This is a genomic window from Arthrobacter sp. HMWF013 (genome assembly GCF_003061105.1).
Lineage (GTDB): Bacteria > Actinomycetota > Actinomycetes > Actinomycetales > Micrococcaceae > Arthrobacter.
In genome coordinates this window covers 1-16,021 of the sequence record NZ_QAIQ01000068.1, presented here as the reverse complement: position 1 = coordinate 16,021, position 16,021 = coordinate 1, and the positions used below count along the sequence as shown (strand labels likewise).

The window sequence follows — 16,021 nt, the reverse complement described above, 5'->3', positions numbered from 1 at the left end:
GTGAGAGAGCGTTTGCGGAAAACCCACAGGAAGTGCCAGAGCGTCGAATGGGGAGGCGGCTACTTTTCTACGAGGGTGAGGACGTCGTAGGTGGCGACGATTTCGTCGTTCTGGTTGGTCAGGACGGCATCCCAGGAAACTTCGCCGTACTCGTCAGTCTCGCGCGGGGTGATCTTCTTCGCGGTCAGGGTGACCCGGATGGAGTCCCCGGCGGCCACGGGCGTGATGAAGCGCAGGTTTTCGAGGCCGTAGTTGGCCAGGACCGGTCCCGGCGCAGGCTCCACGAACAGACCGGCTCCCCAGGCCAGCAGCAGGTAGCCGTGAGCCACGATGCCCGGGAAGAACGGGTTGGCTGCCGCGGCTTCCTGGTTGGTGTGGGCGTAGAACGTATCGCCCGTGGAGTTGGCGAACTTGGTGATCTCTTCGAGGGTCACTTCACGGAGGCCGGAGCGGATCGCGTCACCGATGTGGAGGGTTTCCAAGGACTTCCGGAAGGGGTGCGTGCCCTCGGTGTCCACGGTGAAGTTCCGGTCAGCGCCGGTGTGCCACACGCCGGTAACGGCGGTCAGCATGTTGGGCGAGCCCTGGATGGCGGTGCGCTGCATGTGGTGCATCACCGAGCGGATGCCGCCCAGCTCCTCGCCGCCGCCGGCCCGTCCGGGTCCGCCGTGGACCAGGTGCGGTACAGGCGAACCATGGCCCGTTGACGAACGCGCGTCCTCGCGGTTGAGCATCAGGACGCGCCCGTGGTGGGCCGCAATCCCGGTAACCAATTCACGCGCCACAGCGGGATCGTTGGTGCACACCGAGGCCACGAGGGAGCCGCCGCCCCGTGCGGCGAGGCGGACGGCGTCGGACAGGTCCTTGTACCCAATCACAGAGGCGACCGGGCCGAACGCCTCCAGCGAGTGGATCGCCTCCGTCTCGGGATCGTCCCAGCTCAGCACCACCGGGGACATGAACGCGCCTGCTTCCACCACTCCTGTCGCACCATCCAGAGAGGTGACCGACGGCGAATCGAGCGTTCCGTACGCCAGCTCACCGCCGGCGTCGAGCATTGACTGCACGGCGGCGCGGACGTCGGCGAGCTGCTCCACGGAGGCCAGCGCGCCCATGGTGACGCCTTCGGCGCGGGGGTCGCCCAGGACGATGCGCTCCTCCACGCGCTTACCGACGGCGGAAATTACTGCGGACACCAGTTCTTCGGGAACAATGGCGCGCCGGATCGAGGTGCACTTCTGGCCCGCCTTGACGGTCATCTCGGTGACCACGGACTTGACGAAAGCGTCGAACTCCGGGGTTCCTTCCACGGCGTCGGGGCCCAGGATGGCGGCGTTGAGCGAGTCTGTTTCCGACGTGAACCGGACGCCGCCCTGCACCACGTTGGGGTGCGATTTCAGGGACAGCGCGGTGGAGGCGGAGCCGGTGAAAGCCACGAGGTCGCGGTAATCGAGGACGTCGAGGAGCCCGCGGACGGAACCGGAAATCAGCTGCAGCGAGCCCTTGGGCAGGATGTTGGATTCGATGATGGCCTTCACCACGGCCGCGGCAACGTAGCCGGTGGGGGTGGCGGGCTTAACGATGGTGGGCACCCCGGCGATGAAGGCGGGCGCCAGCTTTTCCAGCATGCCCCACACCGGGAAGTTGAACGCGTTGATCTGGACCGCAACGCCGGGGATGCGTGTGTAGATGTGTTCGCCGGCGAACGAGCCGTCCTTGGACAGCACCTCCATGGGGCCGTCCACCACCACCTGGGAGTTGGGCAGCTCGCGCCGGCCCTTGGAGCCGAAGGTGAACAGGACGCCGATTCCGCCGTCGATGTCGATCATGGAGTCGATCTTGGTGGCGCCGGTCTGCGAAGAGAACGTGTAGAAGTGCTCGCGGCGGGCGTTCAGGTACTGCGCGAGTTCCTTGAGCTTGAGCGCGCGCTGGTGGAAGGTCAGCTTGCCCAGTTCCTCCTGGCCGACCGTGCGGCCGTAATCGACGACGGCGGCCAGATCCAGTCCGTTGGTGCTCACCTTGGCCAGGATTTCGCCGGTGCTCGCATCCCGGACGGGGACAGCGTCAGCGGCAGCACCGGCGTCGGGAGTCCACCACGAGTCCTGGATAAAACTGGGAACAGTCTCGACGGTCTCGAGAGTGGCTTCGGCTGTTGCAGTGGTGGTCATCGTTGACGGGTCCTTCCAACGCGGGGCAAACACACACGGCCAGCGCTTTACTGACCGTTCGTTCGGTAACATGTCTACAGTACATGACTGCGCCGTCCTGCACACTGGAAGTTAGGCTTTGCGAGCACCCACCGTCAATCCCCCGAGGAGACTTCATGACCAAGGAATCACCGGACAGATCCTCCCTGCGGACCTGTGGAAGATCACCCTGGGCGAGCTCGACGAGAAAATGGGCGTGAAAATCGTCGAGGAATCCGTGGAACGCGTGGTTGCCACCATGCCTGTGGAGGGCAACCGGCAATCGTTCGGGCTGCTGCACGGGGGCGCATCGCTGGCCGTGGGCGAGGCTGTGGGCTCCTGGGCCGCGGTCATCCACGCCAGCACCATGGGCAAAACCGCCGTGGGCGTGGACGTCTCCGCTACCCACCACCGTTCCGCCCGCGACGGCCAGATCACCATCACCGCCACACCGATCCACCTCGGCGGCACGCTGACCACGCACGAGGTCCTGATTACCAACGATTCCGGCCAGCGCCTGTGCACGATGCGCATCACCAATCTGCTGATGAAGCGGAAGCAGTAACCCCTCCGTTGCTCTATCAGGTTTGGTTCTCAAACGGGTGGCAAAGCACCCAAAAGTGATAGATCAACGGTGGTGTGGCGCTGCCCGCTTCCGACGCCGGGACAGCGCCAGCAGTGCGCCGCCGGCAACGAGTGCCAGGGCGGCCAGTCCGCCGGCCAGCAGCAGCCCGGAAGCCCCGGTTTCGGGCAGGTTTTCAAGCCGGGGACGGACGACGACGGCGGCGTCACCCGCCGGGGACACCGCACCGTGGGAGGCCGGAACGGCAGCCGGGGCTGGCGCTGGCGCCGCGGGGGCGGCAGTCGCCGTTCCTGCGACCGTGGCTTCCGTGCTTGGGGACGCTGCAGGCGTGGGGGCGAAAACGAACGCGGAGGCGCCGGATGCGCTGAAGCCGTTGACCGTTTCGGCTGTGAAACGCAAGGACCCGCTGACCGCAGGCGCCGCAAAAGACCAGGCGCCGGCGTCGTCAACGGGAACCTCAAAGGGTGCCTGGCCTTCCACGGTGATCCTGACCGTGGAACCTTCCGCCACCGCCGACGCCGGGGCGGCGGGCACCTGGCCGGTGATGGTCTGGCCGGCGCCGAACGTTCCGCCGGGGGCGGGCGACGTGACAGCCGGCTTGTTGAGGAAGAGTTCAAGCTCCACTCCGCCGGGGATCTCCCTGACGGAATCCACGAAGGTCGCAGCCAGGGCCCGGGTTTGAACGCCGGAGGAGGTTTCGGAACCAATGTGGGTGCCCACGGCATAGTTGCCGCTGATCCAGGGACCGCCGGAATCGCCGCCGGACGACTTCACGGACAACGAATCAAAGGCCCGGACAGCGCGGAGATCGTTGTCATAAAGCGGCGGCAGGCTGTTCCGCCCGGGCATCAACCAGATCCCGACCGAATCGACCGTTCCGCACTTCCAGCCCGTTGTCCGCCCGGACCGGCAGACGGGCTGACCCTGCACCGGTGCCGTGCTCCCGATGACCTTCACAGACGTGGGATCTGGGTTTTCGGCGTCATCCCATCGGAGGGCACTGGGTTCGAGGCTCAGGTCCTGCCGGATCTTCTCGACCACCGCAATGTCCGTGCCCACCGTGGCCGGGTCTGAGGTGGCTACGGAGTTGTCCACGCCGCCGAACTGGCTGAAGCCGAATTTCCCCAGCGGGGCGAGGGGCCGCACCAACGGATTTTTCCAGCCACCGGCCGGCGACGAGGTGGCGGGCTCGAGGTCGGCGGCCTTCGCCAGGCCGTCTTCGGTGCAGTGTCCGGCCGTCAGCACCAGCGGCAGTCCGGTAGGGCCGAAGGCGGAGAACCCGGCCGAGCAGATGGCCAGATTGTCGGCAAAGTAGCCCTGCCCGCCGAAGTAGCTCTCCTCGGTTTTGAGCGAGGCACCCGTTTCGAGCTGCACGTTGGAGTAGCGGGCCGCGAACTCTGCCGGTGACGCGGTGCCGGGGGCCGCCACTGTTGCTTCCGGCGTGGTGGGCTGTGGCGCATCCGGGATGCCCGGGACGCCCGACTCGGGAGTGGAATGGGCTCCCGTGCGGATCACAAAGTGCCCGTCGGTGAAGACCACAGCCTGCAGGCCGGCAGTGCCAACGTCCCGCACGTACTCCTGGAACAGCTGATCAATGTCTCGGGCAGAACGGCCGGGGGCAGGTGCGATGGTTGCCTCAGCCGACGCTGCTGGTGAAGCGTCGGGAGCTGCTGCTGAGGATGGCTCTGAAGCTGAAGGTGCCGCCGGGGTTAACGGTTCGGCCGGAGTGGCCACTGGCCTGAGGACGAAATCGGCAGGACCTGACTGGTTCAGCTCGTCCACCCTCGCCTGCAGCGCGGCCCCCGAACCTTGGACGACGATCCTGCCCTCTGCCAGGCTGATCCCCACATAGCCGGGCAGTGAGTTCAAAGAGGCCGCAGCCTCGGCTGCCCGCTTGCCCAACTGGCCGGCGGCCTCGAATTCCCCGGGGGTAAGGCCAAGATCCCGGGCGACAGCCTCGGTGAGGCCCGCTGCGCTGAGGTTTGCAGTGCTGAGTCCTGCAGTGCTGAGTCCTGCCGCGCTGACCCCGGAACCTGCCGTCGTCGAGCTTTGCGTCCCGTCTGACTCAGTGGCAACCGCAGACGCCGGCACCGCCCCCAAACCCAGGGCCAATGCCATGCCAGCTGCCGCTGCGGCTCCAAGAATGCGTTTCATGCCGGTTGCCGTCCCCTTAGTCCTACTCATCTGCATCGCTCCGCCGCGCCACGTAGGCGGCCACCACCGCGGCCACGCACAAAATTGCTCCGCCCACCATCAGGAAAACCTGGCCGGGGAGCCACTCGCCGGGAACGGTGCCGTCCCCCAGCCCGAAGTTTTCCTCAGAGCTTCCGAGGTTGGAGTCCAGAACCGCCCACAACGGGCCGCCGACAAGCATCACCACACCGGCCACCGCGAGCCCCGCGGCAACGTACTTCAGGGGGCTCACCGGCTTCAGCGGGCTCACAGGCTCACCCGGCTGCCGAGCAGGGTCTGGACAGCAGCAAGGTCAGCCTGCGACAGTCCGTTTTTCAGCAGGAACGAGCGGGTGCCCAGCTCGCGGGTGAACTGCACCACCGTCCGTCCGCGTTGCTCCAGCAGGGGGTCGAGTTGGTCGTTTTCCATGTAACGTTCGCGCGCGTGCGGTGGGCCATGGGTCCGGTAGCGTTCGTTGATGCCGCGGGCTGCCTTTGCGTAGCCGCTGGCGATCTGCTCGTCGGAGTCGCCGGCAAGGTCCTGCAGCATGGCCGCCACCATCCCGCTGCGGTCCCGGCCAGCCGCGCAATGAATGACCACCGCGCCCGGGGCCGACGCAACCGCGCGGAAAACCTCCACGAATTTCTCCGGGAAGAGGCGGACATTATGAAGATAGTGGGCGGGATCGTTGAGGTAGGGCCCGCACACGTCGGTGAGCCGGGGATCGTCCGGGACTTCGGTCGGGGCGGAGACAATCCTGATACCGGACCAGGCCGATTCAGCCACGGACGGATCGGTGTCCCGGCGCTGCGCCTCATGGGAGTTACGGAGGTCCACCACCGTGCGGACGCCGTCGTCGTACGCGTTTTGCCAGCCCGTTTCGGTGAGCCATTCGCGGCGGCCCATCCGGAAGACGCCGCCGGCGACGTGCCACGCATTCACGGCACCGTCCCAGCCCATGGCTCCCCCAGATTTCTCCATCCGCACAGCTAACCACACCGCCGCGGCCGCCTGCACGCGCGGGGCAGGTACACGGGGCAAGTAGCGGCGCAGAAAAACACGTACACGGTTCCCGTGACCGGCCCTTGCGGAAGGCGTACGGTGACTGTTACATGCCTGTCTCAGTTTGTTCGGTTTGATCATCTAAAGGGGAAATACGATGGCAGCTTCAGCAGTACGACGGCGGCGCTCGGCCTTAGCGGCCGGTGTCGCCACTCTTGCAATGACCCTGAGTCTCGCGGCACCAGCGCAGGCAATAGACAAATACGACTACTACGTGGCCCTGGGCGACTCCTACGCCGCCGGGGTGGGTGCTGGGGCTTACGTCGACAGCACTTGTGGCCGGAGCGCGAACGCCTATTCAGAACTCGCGGATGACCTCAAATCCGTGAAGGTCACCACCAACGTGGCGTGCGGCGGCGCGACGACCGAGATCGTGGTGAACAGCCAGCTCGGAGTGCTGGACTGGAAGACTGACCTAGTAACCATCACTGCCGGCGGCAATAACCTGGACTTCGGGACACTCGCCGCCGCTTGCGCGACCGCTCTCGTCGGCTACCCAGCCAGCCCTGAATGCACGGCTGCCGCGACCAACGCGATTATTGAAGGAGAAAACGGACAACTGGCCGGCGAGGTAGGCAACATGATCCTCAGCGTCCACGCCGCTGCGCCCAACGCCAGAATTGTAGTGACCGGCTACCCCTACATCCTGGAGCCCTTACCGGCCAGCCAGACCGATCCGACGTCCTTCAATGCAGTGGCCACTCGGCTGATTAACGGCCTGAACGGCTCCATTGAGTTGGCCGCCACCACAGCGGCGGGCACCTTCGGAGTCGACGTGACATTTGTCGGAGTCACAGAGGCGTTTGCCGGCCACGGCGCCTTGACCCAAGACCCGTGGATCAATCTGGACTTTACCGACCCAGGCAGTTTCCTCCACCCGAACGCTGCGGGCTATCGGGACGGCTACCTCGCCGCCCTGACCGCCGCCGGCGCGTACACGCCCTAGCGGCGCTTAGCCAGCCTGAACTCCAGCCCCGCGCGGACCATGGGCCATTCGTGCTCCAGGATTGAGAACACCACATAATCCCGGAGCACGCCGTCCTTGGTCCGCGAGTGGCTGCGGAGCACGCCGTCCTGTTTGGCGCCCAGCCTGGCAATGGCTTCCCGCGATTGGTGGTTGAGCCAGTGGGTCCGGAACTCGACGGCGGGGCATCCCAGGTGTTCGAAGGCATGGCCCAGGAGCAGCAGCTTGGATTCCGGGTTGGTGCCGGTGCCCTGCGAAGACGCCGCATTCCACGTGTAACCGATCTCCACACGGGGTGTGGCGGCGTCGATATTACAGTAACTGGTCATCCCTATGATCCGGCCAGGACCGCCCGTTCCGGGGTCGATGAGGCGCGCGGTGAACGGCACCATGGACCCCGCTTCCTGCATGGCCAGCCGGCGTTCGATCTCCGCGGTCATCTCCTCGGGCGCGGGAACAGAGGTGTACCAGAGCTTCCAGAGTTCACCGTCCAGGGCTGCCGCCACCAGGCCATCGTGATGTTCCGAGTGCAAGGGCTCGAGGATGACGTGCTTGCCGGTCAGCGTAAGAGGTTCGAGAAAAGTCACGGCTCCAGCCTAGGCTGAACCGCTGCGGCCCGGATACGCTGGGGTCAGCAATGACGGGCGAGCAAGGGAGTTGACGTGTCAGGTTCCAATCCGGACCCGCAGGATGACAAGATCACCGGCCTGGAACCGGGCGGCGGAGTGCCGCCCGGCGAAACCCCGCCGGGCGAAGGTTCAGTGGCAGGCACCCAGGAGCCCCGGCAGCGCGGCTCAGGAAAGGGTCAGCAGATCTTCTGGCTCGGTGCGATCGGTGCCGGCGTCCTGCTGTTCCTGCTTTTCTTCATCGGCTACATCGTCGGCTTCTTCGACTAGGACTGGCCCTTCCAGTCGAAAAACCCCTTGCCCGTTTTGCGGCCCAATTCGCCGCGGGCAACCTTGTCCTTCAGAATCTGAGGCGGGGCGAAGCGCTCCCCCAGCGTTGACTGCAGGTACTCCGCAATGCCCAGCCGCACATCCAGGCCCACAATGTCAGTGGTTCGCAGCGGGCCGGTGGGGTGCTTGTAGCCCAGGACCATGGCGTTGTCGATGTCTTCGGCGGACGCCACTCCCTCCTCCACCATCCGCATGGCCTCCAGCGCAATCGCCACGCCCAGCCTCGACGAGGCGAAGCCGGGGGCATCGTTGACGACGACGGCGGTCTTGCCGAGTGCCTCGACCCACCTTTTGGCGGCGGCGGCGAGGGTAGGCGACGTCCGCTTCCCCAGCACCACTTCGATCAGCGTTGAGGCGGGCACCGGGTTGAAGAAGTGCAGGCCCAGAAAGTTCTGCGGGCGCTTGAGTTCCTGGGCCAGGCCGTCAACAGACAGGGAGGAGGTGTTGGACGCGAGATACGCATCCGCCGCCAGCCGATCCTCGATTCCGCGCAGGGACGCCACCTTCAGGTCCCAGTCTTCCGGAACGGCCTCCACCACCAATTGCCGGTCCGCGAAGTCGTCGTAGTCCACGGTGACGGCAAGCCGCGACACCATTTCGTCCAGGTTGCCGTCAGTCGCGCCGAGCTCGATGCTCTTCGCAGCGGCAGATTCCACACGCTCCCGGGCGGCCTCGGCCGATTCCTCGTCGCGTTCCACCACCAGGACGTTGGAGCCGTTGAGCAGGAAAGCGTGGGCAATCCCTGCGCCCATGCGGCCGCCGCCCAGGACGCCCACCGTGGCGGGAAGGTTCTCCGGGAGTCTCGAATTGCTCATGATTGGTTCGCCTGTTCTGCTTCGGGGGCGCTCTTGGCCGCTTTCTTGGCTGCATTTTTGTCCAGGAACGCCTGCATGCGGTCGAACTTGGCCTGGGATTCAAAGAGGATTCCCTGCGCCAGCTGGTCTATCAGCGGGTGGGCTTCGGCCGGGGCATGGAACACCGATTTGGTGATCCGTACGGCCAGCGTGTCCTGGCGGCCGATCCTGTCCGCCACATCGTGCGCGGCATCCATCAGTTCCGGCGCCTCGTGGATTTCGGTGATGAGGTTGACCGCCAACGCCTCGTCGGCTTTGAGCACGCGGCCCGCCAGGAGGATCTGTTTGGCCACCGGCTCGCCTACCAGCTCCTTGAGCCGCCAGCTCGCGCCGGCCGCAGCCAGGATCCCCAGCCCGGTCTCGGGGTTGCCGATCCGGACACTGGGAGTGCCAATCCGGAAATCCGCGGCGTAGGCGAGTTCAGCGCCGCCACCCAGGCAGTACCCGTCAAGGGCCGCAATCACGGGCATGGGCAGCTTGGCGATCCGGACGAAAATCGTCGAATTGATACCCTGCAGGGCGTCCTCCCGGCGCCGTTCCCGCAGTTGCGCGATGTCCGCTCCGGAGGCAAACACGCCGTCGACGCCCGCAATGATCAGGACCTTCGGGTTCTGCTCCAGCGCGGCGCAGACCACATGCAGTTCATCCACCATCTGCTGGTCGATGGCGTTCCTGACCTCCGGGCGGTTGAGGAGGACCACCACCCGGTCGGCCCGCTCCTCAACCAGCAGCGTGGTGAAGTGGACGGTGCTGAGCTGCCCGGTGGCGCTGTCCTGGGCGGGCATCAGACGCGCTCCAGCAGCATCGCGGTGCCCTGGCCGACGCCGATGCACATGGTGGCCAGCCCGATTTTGGCGTCTTCGCGTTCCATCCGGCCCAGCAGGGTGATGGCGATCCGTGAGCCGCTGGAACCGAGCGGGTGGCCCAGGCTGATGGCGCCGCCGTCCCTATTCACGATCTCAGGGTCGAGGCCCAGCCGCCGCATGCTGGCGAGTGACTGCGTGGCGAACGCTTCGTTCAGTTCGACGGCGCCAAGGTCACCGACGCTCAGGCCGCTCCGCTTGAGGACCTTCTGGGTGGCCGGCACCGGGCCGATGCCCATGACCTCGGGTTCGCAGCCGGCGGAAGCGCCATCGATGATGCGGGCACGTGCGGTGAGGCCGAGCCGTTCGATGGCGGCCTCGGACGCGACGATGATGGCCGAGGCGCCGTCGTTCAGGGTGGAGGAGTTGCCGGCAGTCACCACGGAGCCGCCGGGCACCACCGGACGCAGGCCGGCGAGGACTTCCAGGGTGGTCCCGGCGCGCGGGCCTTCATCGGTGTCAACCACCGTCTCAGCCTTGCGGGTCCTGACCGTGACGGGGACGATCTCGTCCGCGAACCGGCCGGCGGCGATGGCAGCCAGGGAACGCTCGTGGGAGCGGACGGCGAACGCGTCGGCGTCCTCACGGGTAATGCCGTCCACCCGGGCTACTTCCTCGGCCGTTTCAGGCATGGAGTAGGTCATCTTGCCGTCCCGGGCCAGCCCGCCCTTCTGGAACAGCGGATTAACGAAACGCCAGCCGATGGAGGTGTCGAAGATCTGGCCGGGCTTCGCGAACGCCGTGGCGGGCTTCTCCTGGACCCAGGGCGCCCGGCTCATCGATTCCACGCCGCCGGCAATGACGATGTCCGCGGCACCGGACTTGATCATCTGGCTGGCCTGGATGATGGCACTGAGCCCGGACGCGCACAGCCTGTTGACGGTGATGCCCGGGATGTGGAGGGGAAGCCCGGCCAGGAGGGTGGCCATCCGCGCGACGTTGCGGTTTTCCTCACCGGCGCCGTTGGCGTTACCCAGGATGACTTCCTCAATGCTGTCCGGATCCAGCCCGGACCGGGTCACGGCTTCCCGGATGACCAGCGCGGCCAGATCATCGGGACGGACCGAGGACAGCGCCCCGCCGTACCTGCCCACAGGAGTGCGGACACCGCCAACAAGAAAAGCCTCGACCATGAGAACATCCTTTACGCCAGGGAGTTATTTACCGACCGTTCGTTCTGTAAAGACTACACTGCCGCGGCCAGTGCCACCACGATCCCCTCTTGCCCATACGGAGGTCAGAGAACCACGACGCCCAGATGCCCGGCCAGGAGCGGCGCCAGCAGGCTCAGCTGATAGTCGTCGATCACCACACCGGCCAGGCTGCCGAGGCCGCTGATGGTCCGGAAGTCCGTGCCGCGGAGGTCGAAGTTCTTCAGCCGTGCGCCGGTCAGGTCCAAGGTTCCGATGGTGCAGTTCTTCAACGCCACCCGTGCGCCGGCGGCGGACCCCAGATCGAGCTCATTGATGATGCAGTCGCTGATGACGACGTCCGTCAGCTTGGCTCCGCGCAGGTTCAGGAAGTCCAGCTTCCCGCCGTCGATCCGGACGGACTGCCAGCCGCTTTCATACAGCTCGGCGGAACCCAGCCGTGGATTGTTCAGCTGCACGTCCCGCCAGGTGGAGCGGGCTGCCCGGAACACCGGGGCGTACAGCTCTGACAGGATGCAGTCCCGGAAAGTGGCGCCGCGCAGCTGCGCGTCATTGAACGAAACGCCGTCAAATTCGCACTCGGCAAAATCGGTGCCGCTCAGCTCCAGGCCGTCGGCAGCCGCACGGCTGTACCGGACGCCGTCGTACCTTTCACCGCGCTGGAAGTCCGGCGCAGGGTCCTCGCGAAGATCTGCCAAGGTGACTGGTGAGAGGCGGGGTGCCGTCACTTTCGGAGCCTTAACCGCCACTAGAGCGATTCCGCTTTCGCAGCGATTTCGGCCAGGTCCTTCGCCAGCGCCTTGCGGGTCATGCTCATGCCGATCTTCCCGAACAGGGCCATGGTCACTTTGCTGAGCAGGGTGGGCTTGGCCACGCCGGCGCCGAAGGTCAGCATGAGGTCGGTTCCGCCGCCGCGCTCGGCAAGGCTGAAGCGTGTGGTGTAGTCGGCACCGCCCTGCTGCGCCTTGACCGTGGTGCTGCGCGGCGGATCAGCCTGCGCCACCCACATTTCCACGGTTTCGGAGCGGCCCATCATGGTCCGGGTTTCCTTCCAGCGGGTCCCCTCGCCGTACGGCCCGTCACTGAGCATCTGCACGGATTCAATGCCGGTCAGGGTGGCTGCGGAACCCGGGATGTCCGAGATGACGGCCCAGACCTTCTCTGGAGTGGCGCGGATATGCTGGGTCAGGCTTGTGCTGTGGTCCATGCATCGAGCCTAGCCGGGGGTATCGACAATTCAACAGGCGCCCGGTCCGCACCCTTGAAGTAGTAAGCATGCTTTGTGTTAGGGTGAAAATGCATTGTTTGATCAACCGGAAACGAAAGGCGGCCAGATTATGGGCCTCGGAGACAAGATCAGTAACGAAGCAGAGCACTTGGGCGGCAAGGCGAAGGAAGCGGCCGGAAACGCCACCGACAACGACCGGCTGCGTGCCGAAGGTCAGTCTGACCAGGTCAAGGCTGACGCGAAGAAGGTCGGCGAGGACGTCAAGGACACCTTTAAGCGGGACTAACCCGCAGCGCCCCCACACTGGACGGCGGTGGATTCCCATGGGGGGTCCGCCGCCGTTCTTTTTTGCGCCTCCCTCCGACACCCCGCCGGCGGATGGGTCTGCAGTTAGTCTTGGGCCCATGACCAACATCGACCTGAGCGCCGAAAGCACCGCCAGGGGCGGCTCCCAGAACCTCGGCGGGTACCTCGCAACGCCGCCTGGTCCCGGCCCCTTTCCCGCCGTCGTCATGATTCACGAGGCATTCGGCCTCAATGACCAGATCCGGCGGCATGCGGACCGGCTGGCCCGCGCCGGCTACCTGACCCTCGCCGTGGATCTGTTCACCGACGGCGGCGCCCGGCGCTGCCTCGTCAGCACCATGCAAAGCATGGTCAAAGGAAGCGGCCGGGCCTTGACCGACATCGCCACGGCCCGGACCTGGCTCGCCGGTTCGCCGCTGTCCACCGGAAAAACCGGGGTCATCGGTTTCTGCATGGGCGGCGGGTTTGCACTCTTAGTGGCGCGCGACGGGTTCGATGCCGCGTCGGTCAATTACGGCCGCCTGCCCGGGGAGCTCGAGGAGGCACTCCGCGGGGCGTGCCCCATCGTCGCCAACTTCGGCGGCCGCGACACCACGCTCAAAGGTGCCGCCGCCACGCTCGAAACCGCCCTGACCAGCCTGGGCATCGAACACAGCGTCAAGGAATTCCCCACCGCCGGACACGCGTTCCTCAACGACACGGACGCCGGCCCGGCACTGCTCCGGCCGCTCATGCGGGTCATGGGCATCGGCCCCGACCCTGCGGCCTCCCCCGAAGCCTGGCAGCGGATCGAGGACCACTTCGCCCGGCACCTTAAGGACTGAACCACGGGCTCCGGAACCGACGACGACGGCGGGCCGCCCCCAAGAGGGTGACCCGCCGTCGTCGTACTTCTTTGGTGCGTTACCGCTGGAGCGGAACTTAGCAGAAGAGCTCACTCTTCGGTTCGTTGTTCCGGACCTTCTGCCAGCCCAGCCACAGCAGGAGCGCGAAGAACGGGATGGTGGCCAGGGTCCAGAGGCCAAGGTGGAAGACCTCGCCGGACTTGCTGGTCATCGTGTCGAAGCCGATCAGCACGGTGATGGCGAGCAGGGCGATGAGGCCGGCCCAGCTGGACCAGGTTCCGCCGGGCGCGGGCAGGGAGGAGACCTTGCCCTTCTTCTTGCGCAGCGCGATCTGGCTGGCGAAGATGGCACCCCAGGTGAAGATCACGCCGATCGAGGCGGAGTTCAGGGCGAGATCGAAGGCGTGGGAGCCGCCGAGCCAGATGTTCAGCAGGATGCCCACGAGGTAGACGGCGCCGATCGCCAGGATGGCGGCGTACGGCACGTGGCTCTTGGACATCCGGGTCAGCCACTCCGGGGCGTGCCCGTTGTTGGCCATGGTGCGGAAGATGCGGCCGATCGAGTACAGGCCGGAGTTGCAGGAGGACAGCGCGGCGGTGATGACGATCATGTTCATGACATCGCCCATCCAGCCGAGGCCCATCTGGCCGAACACGGTGACGAACGGCGAGGTGCCGGCCTCGTACTGGTCCGAGGGCAGGAGCATGGCAAGGAGGGTCACGGAGCCGACGTAGAACACCACGATCCGGAACACGACAGCGCGGATGGCCTTGGGAACTTCCTTGGCGGGGTCCTGCATTTCGCCGGCGGTGATGCCCACGAGTTCAATGCCGTTGTAGGCGAAGATGACGGCGTTCAGGACCAGGATCATCACCAGGGCGCCCTTGGGGAACATTCCGCCTTCGGCAGCGAAGAGGTTGCTGACCGAGGCGTTGCCGTCGCCCACCTGGGCGTTGGTGATGACCATAAACGTGCCGACGGCCAGGAAGATCATGATGGCGCCCACCTTGAGGCAGGAGGCCCAGAATTCGAATTCGCCGAACGCCTTGACGCTCAGGAGGTTCACGCCCACGAGCAGCAGCAGCGCCGCGATGGCTGACAGTTCAACGGGGACGTTGGGGAAGAAGAACTGGAAGTACAGTCCGATCGCGATGAGCTCGGCGATGCCGGTCATGGCCCAGTTGATGAAGTACATCCAGCCGGAGAGGTACGCGCCCTTTTTGCCGAACATTTCGCCAGCGTAGCTGACGAACGAACCCGAGGTCTGGCGGTACATGATGAGTTCGCCCAGCGCCCGCATCAGCAGGTAGGCGATGACGCCGGCAATGGCATAGGAGAAGATGAGCGCGGGGCCCGTGGAGGCCAGGCGTCCGCCGGCACCCATGAAGAGGCCGACGCCGATCGCGCCGCCCATGGCGATCATGGTGACCTGGCGGCCGCTCAGGGATTTCGCGTAGCCCTCGGCGCTGAGGGTGGAGTCGACGACGGCGGGTTGCGCCGTGCGGCTCTCAAGTTCTGTGGGGGTACTTTGTGGCACAACAATTCCTTGTGGGTAGGGGGAACGGCCGGCGCAGGGAAACCCTGGCTTTTGTCCAGATAATTCGGGGTAACCCTCGTTTGAGGCAATTATGTGGACGAAAACTCTCGGGCGCCGAAGTTCGCGCGGCCCACCTATCCTACAAGGCGCATTTCAGGGTTGGTGACGCGGACAACATTCAGCGGCAATCAAGGTGAAGAATTGCACGCCTTTTGGGTGATTTGCAGAACGATGTTCTCCTCGATATCCCTCTGCACCTCAAAAATGCGCAGCGGTTCGGCCCCTGTGGTGGAGCAGCCAGTGGCCAGCTCAAACGCGTGCTGGTGGAGCGGGCAGATCACCACCTCGTTGTCGATGGTGCCATCGGCGATGGGCCCGCCCCGGTGGGGGCAGACGGCGGCGAGCGCCCGGAGGGAACCGTCCCGGAGCCGGAAGACTGCTATCTGTTCCCCGTCCACCGCGAAGGCCCGCCCCTCCCCCGGCGGAATCTGGTCCACGGGCCCCAGGACGTGGGTTCCGGTGCCGCTCATCGGACGGGCACCTGCGGGAGGACCGTCAGCGGCAGCGAGGTCCGGAACTGGCCCGGCGTGAGGGGATCGTCCCGCTCGCTCCAGGGATCCACGTACGCATCCACGGAGGCCTGGATGGCGGCGTCGAGGCCTTTGGCAAGCCCCTCGGAGTCCTCCACAATCACCGCCCGCAGATGTTCGATGCCTACCCTGGGGACGAAGGCGTACGTCCGCTCGAGCCAGTTGGCGCGTTCGCGGTAGTACTGCATAAAGCGGCCGGTCAGGACCTTGACTTCCTCCGGGTCGTCCACGGTGGCCAGCAGGTCCCCCTTCCGGATGTGCGCGCCCGCTGCTCCCCCGATGTAGATCTCCCAGCGGCCACCCTCCACAGCCACCACACCCACGTCCTTGACCAGCGATTCGGCACAGTTGCGCGGGCACCCGGACACCGCGAGCTTCAGCTTGGCCGGCGCTTCGATGCCCTGGAACCGGGATTCGATCTCGATGCCGAGCTTGGTGGAATCCCCCGTCCCGTAGCGGCAGAAGTCCTTGCCCACACAGGTTTTTACGGTGCGGAAGCTCTTGCCGTACGCGTAGCCGGACGGCATGTCCAGGTCGGCCCAGACCTGCGGGAGGTCCTCCTTGGGGATGCCCAGCAGGTCGATGCGCTGCCCGCCGGTCAGTTTGATCAGCGGGACCTTGTGCTTCTCGGCAACATCGGCAATGCGGCGGAGCTGCTGGACGGACGTGACGCCGCCCTTCATCTGCGGGACCACCGAGAAAGTGCCGTCACGCTGGATGTTTG

Annotated in this window: 17 protein-coding genes and 1 pseudogene; 5 read left to right on the top strand and 13 right to left on the bottom strand. The window is 65.8% G+C overall.

Features of this window, described 5'->3' with window-relative positions:
- Positions 1-59 precede the first annotated feature (59 nt).
- Positions 60-2,168 carry a phenylacetic acid degradation bifunctional protein PaaZ gene (gene paaZ, locus DBR22_RS03245; RefSeq protein WP_108597760.1) on the bottom strand — a complete coding sequence of 703 codons (2,109 nt, stop codon included), beginning with the start codon at positions 2,166-2,168 and terminating at the stop codon, positions 60-62.
- 229 nt (positions 2,169-2,397) lie between these two features.
- Here paaZ and DBR22_RS03240 point away from each other — a divergent pair, with 229 nt between their 5' ends.
- The gene (locus tag DBR22_RS03240; RefSeq protein WP_258229024.1) at positions 2,398-2,751 is read left to right on the top strand and encodes a PaaI family thioesterase; all 354 of its coding nucleotides are present in this window, start codon (positions 2,398-2,400) and stop codon (positions 2,749-2,751) included.
- Positions 2,752-2,814: 63 nt separating this feature from the next.
- Here DBR22_RS03240 and DBR22_RS03235 read toward each other — a convergent pair whose 3' ends face one another.
- Genes DBR22_RS03235 through DBR22_RS03225 form a run of 3 tightly spaced genes read right to left on the bottom strand, consistent with a single transcriptional unit; the run spans position 2,815 to position 5,922 of the window.
- Positions 2,815-4,923 carry a S1 family peptidase gene (locus tag DBR22_RS03235; RefSeq protein ID WP_258229023.1) on the bottom strand — a complete coding sequence of 703 codons (2,109 nt, stop codon included), beginning with the start codon at positions 4,921-4,923 and terminating at the stop codon, positions 2,815-2,817.
- 22 nt (positions 4,924-4,945) lie between these two features.
- Positions 4,946-5,212, bottom strand: a complete 267-nt coding sequence (locus DBR22_RS03230) for a hypothetical protein (protein WP_108597758.1) — start codon at positions 5,210-5,212, stop codon at positions 4,946-4,948.
- The gene (locus DBR22_RS03225; RefSeq protein ID WP_108597757.1) at positions 5,209-5,922 is read right to left on the bottom strand and encodes a tyrosine-protein phosphatase; all 714 of its coding nucleotides are present in this window, start codon (positions 5,920-5,922) and stop codon (positions 5,209-5,211) included. The genes DBR22_RS03230 and DBR22_RS03225 overlap by 4 nt, the downstream gene beginning before the upstream one ends.
- A gap of 241 nt (positions 5,923-6,163) precedes the next feature.
- On the opposite strand from DBR22_RS03225, the gene DBR22_RS03220 reads away from it, so the two are divergent.
- Positions 6,164-6,949, top strand: coding sequence for an SGNH/GDSL hydrolase family protein (locus tag DBR22_RS03220; protein ID WP_181364999.1), 786 nt, complete (start codon positions 6,164-6,166; stop codon positions 6,947-6,949).
- On the opposite strand, the gene DBR22_RS03215 is transcribed toward DBR22_RS03220, so the two are convergent.
- Positions 6,946-7,554 (bottom strand): GNAT family N-acetyltransferase, encoded by a 609-nt coding sequence (locus tag DBR22_RS03215; RefSeq protein ID WP_108597755.1) that lies wholly within the window; start codon positions 7,552-7,554, stop codon positions 6,946-6,948. The two genes, DBR22_RS03220 and DBR22_RS03215, sit on opposite strands and share 4 nt — an antisense overlap.
- 75 nt (positions 7,555-7,629) lie before the next feature.
- Here DBR22_RS03215 and DBR22_RS03210 point away from each other — a divergent pair, with 75 nt between their 5' ends.
- Entirely contained in the window at positions 7,630-7,863 is a 234-nt protein-coding gene (locus tag DBR22_RS03210; protein WP_108597754.1) for a DUF6480 family protein, read from the top strand.
- Here the strand turns inward: DBR22_RS03210 and DBR22_RS03205 are convergent.
- The 5 genes from DBR22_RS03205 to DBR22_RS03185 all read right to left on the bottom strand — a co-directional run bounded on the left by DBR22_RS03205 (position 7,860) and on the right by DBR22_RS03185 (position 11,998).
- Complete coding sequence (locus DBR22_RS03205; RefSeq protein ID WP_108597753.1) at positions 7,860-8,738, bottom strand: 3-hydroxyacyl-CoA dehydrogenase family protein; 879 nt, start codon at positions 8,736-8,738, stop codon at positions 7,860-7,862. The genes DBR22_RS03210 and DBR22_RS03205 overlap by 4 nt on opposite strands.
- The gene (locus DBR22_RS03200) at positions 8,735-9,562 is read right to left on the bottom strand and encodes an enoyl-CoA hydratase/isomerase family protein (RefSeq protein WP_108597752.1); all 828 of its coding nucleotides are present in this window, start codon (positions 9,560-9,562) and stop codon (positions 8,735-8,737) included. The genes DBR22_RS03205 and DBR22_RS03200 overlap by 4 nt, the downstream gene beginning before the upstream one ends.
- Complete coding sequence (locus DBR22_RS03195; RefSeq protein WP_108597751.1) at positions 9,562-10,773, bottom strand: thiolase family protein; 1,212 nt, start codon at positions 10,771-10,773, stop codon at positions 9,562-9,564. The genes DBR22_RS03200 and DBR22_RS03195 overlap by 1 nt, the downstream gene beginning before the upstream one ends.
- 104 nt (positions 10,774-10,877) lie before the next feature.
- A complete protein-coding gene (locus DBR22_RS03190; protein WP_181364998.1) occupies positions 10,878-11,519 on the bottom strand; it encodes a pentapeptide repeat-containing protein in 642 nt (213 codons plus the stop codon).
- Between the two features lie 20 nt (positions 11,520-11,539).
- Positions 11,540-11,998 carry an SRPBCC family protein gene (locus tag DBR22_RS03185; RefSeq protein ID WP_108597749.1) on the bottom strand — a complete coding sequence of 153 codons (459 nt, stop codon included), beginning with the start codon at positions 11,996-11,998 and terminating at the stop codon, positions 11,540-11,542.
- Positions 11,999-12,128: 130 nt separating this feature from the next.
- Here DBR22_RS03185 and DBR22_RS03180 point away from each other — a divergent pair, with 130 nt between their 5' ends.
- Positions 12,129-12,305, top strand: a complete 177-nt coding sequence (locus DBR22_RS03180; protein ID WP_108597748.1) for a CsbD family protein — start codon at positions 12,129-12,131, stop codon at positions 12,303-12,305.
- 118 nt (positions 12,306-12,423) lie between these two features.
- Entirely contained in the window at positions 12,424-13,149 is a 726-nt protein-coding gene (locus DBR22_RS03175; protein ID WP_108597747.1) for a dienelactone hydrolase family protein, read from the top strand.
- A 97-nt stretch (positions 13,150-13,246) separates the two neighbouring features.
- On the opposite strand, the gene DBR22_RS03170 is transcribed toward DBR22_RS03175, so the two are convergent.
- From DBR22_RS03170 to DBR22_RS03160, 3 genes and pseudogenes are all read right to left on the bottom strand, one after another.
- Positions 13,247-14,707 carry an amino acid permease gene (locus tag DBR22_RS03170; protein ID WP_108597746.1) on the bottom strand — a complete coding sequence of 487 codons (1,461 nt, stop codon included), beginning with the start codon at positions 14,705-14,707 and terminating at the stop codon, positions 13,247-13,249.
- Positions 14,708-14,895: 188 nt separating this feature from the next.
- Positions 14,896-15,237 carry a Rieske (2Fe-2S) protein gene (locus tag DBR22_RS03165; protein ID WP_108597745.1) on the bottom strand — a complete coding sequence of 114 codons (342 nt, stop codon included), beginning with the start codon at positions 15,235-15,237 and terminating at the stop codon, positions 14,896-14,898.
- A pseudogene (locus DBR22_RS03160) lies at positions 15,234-16,021 on the bottom strand (NAD(P)/FAD-dependent oxidoreductase); the annotation flags it as partial. The gene DBR22_RS03165 and the pseudogene DBR22_RS03160, both read right to left, overlap by 4 nt.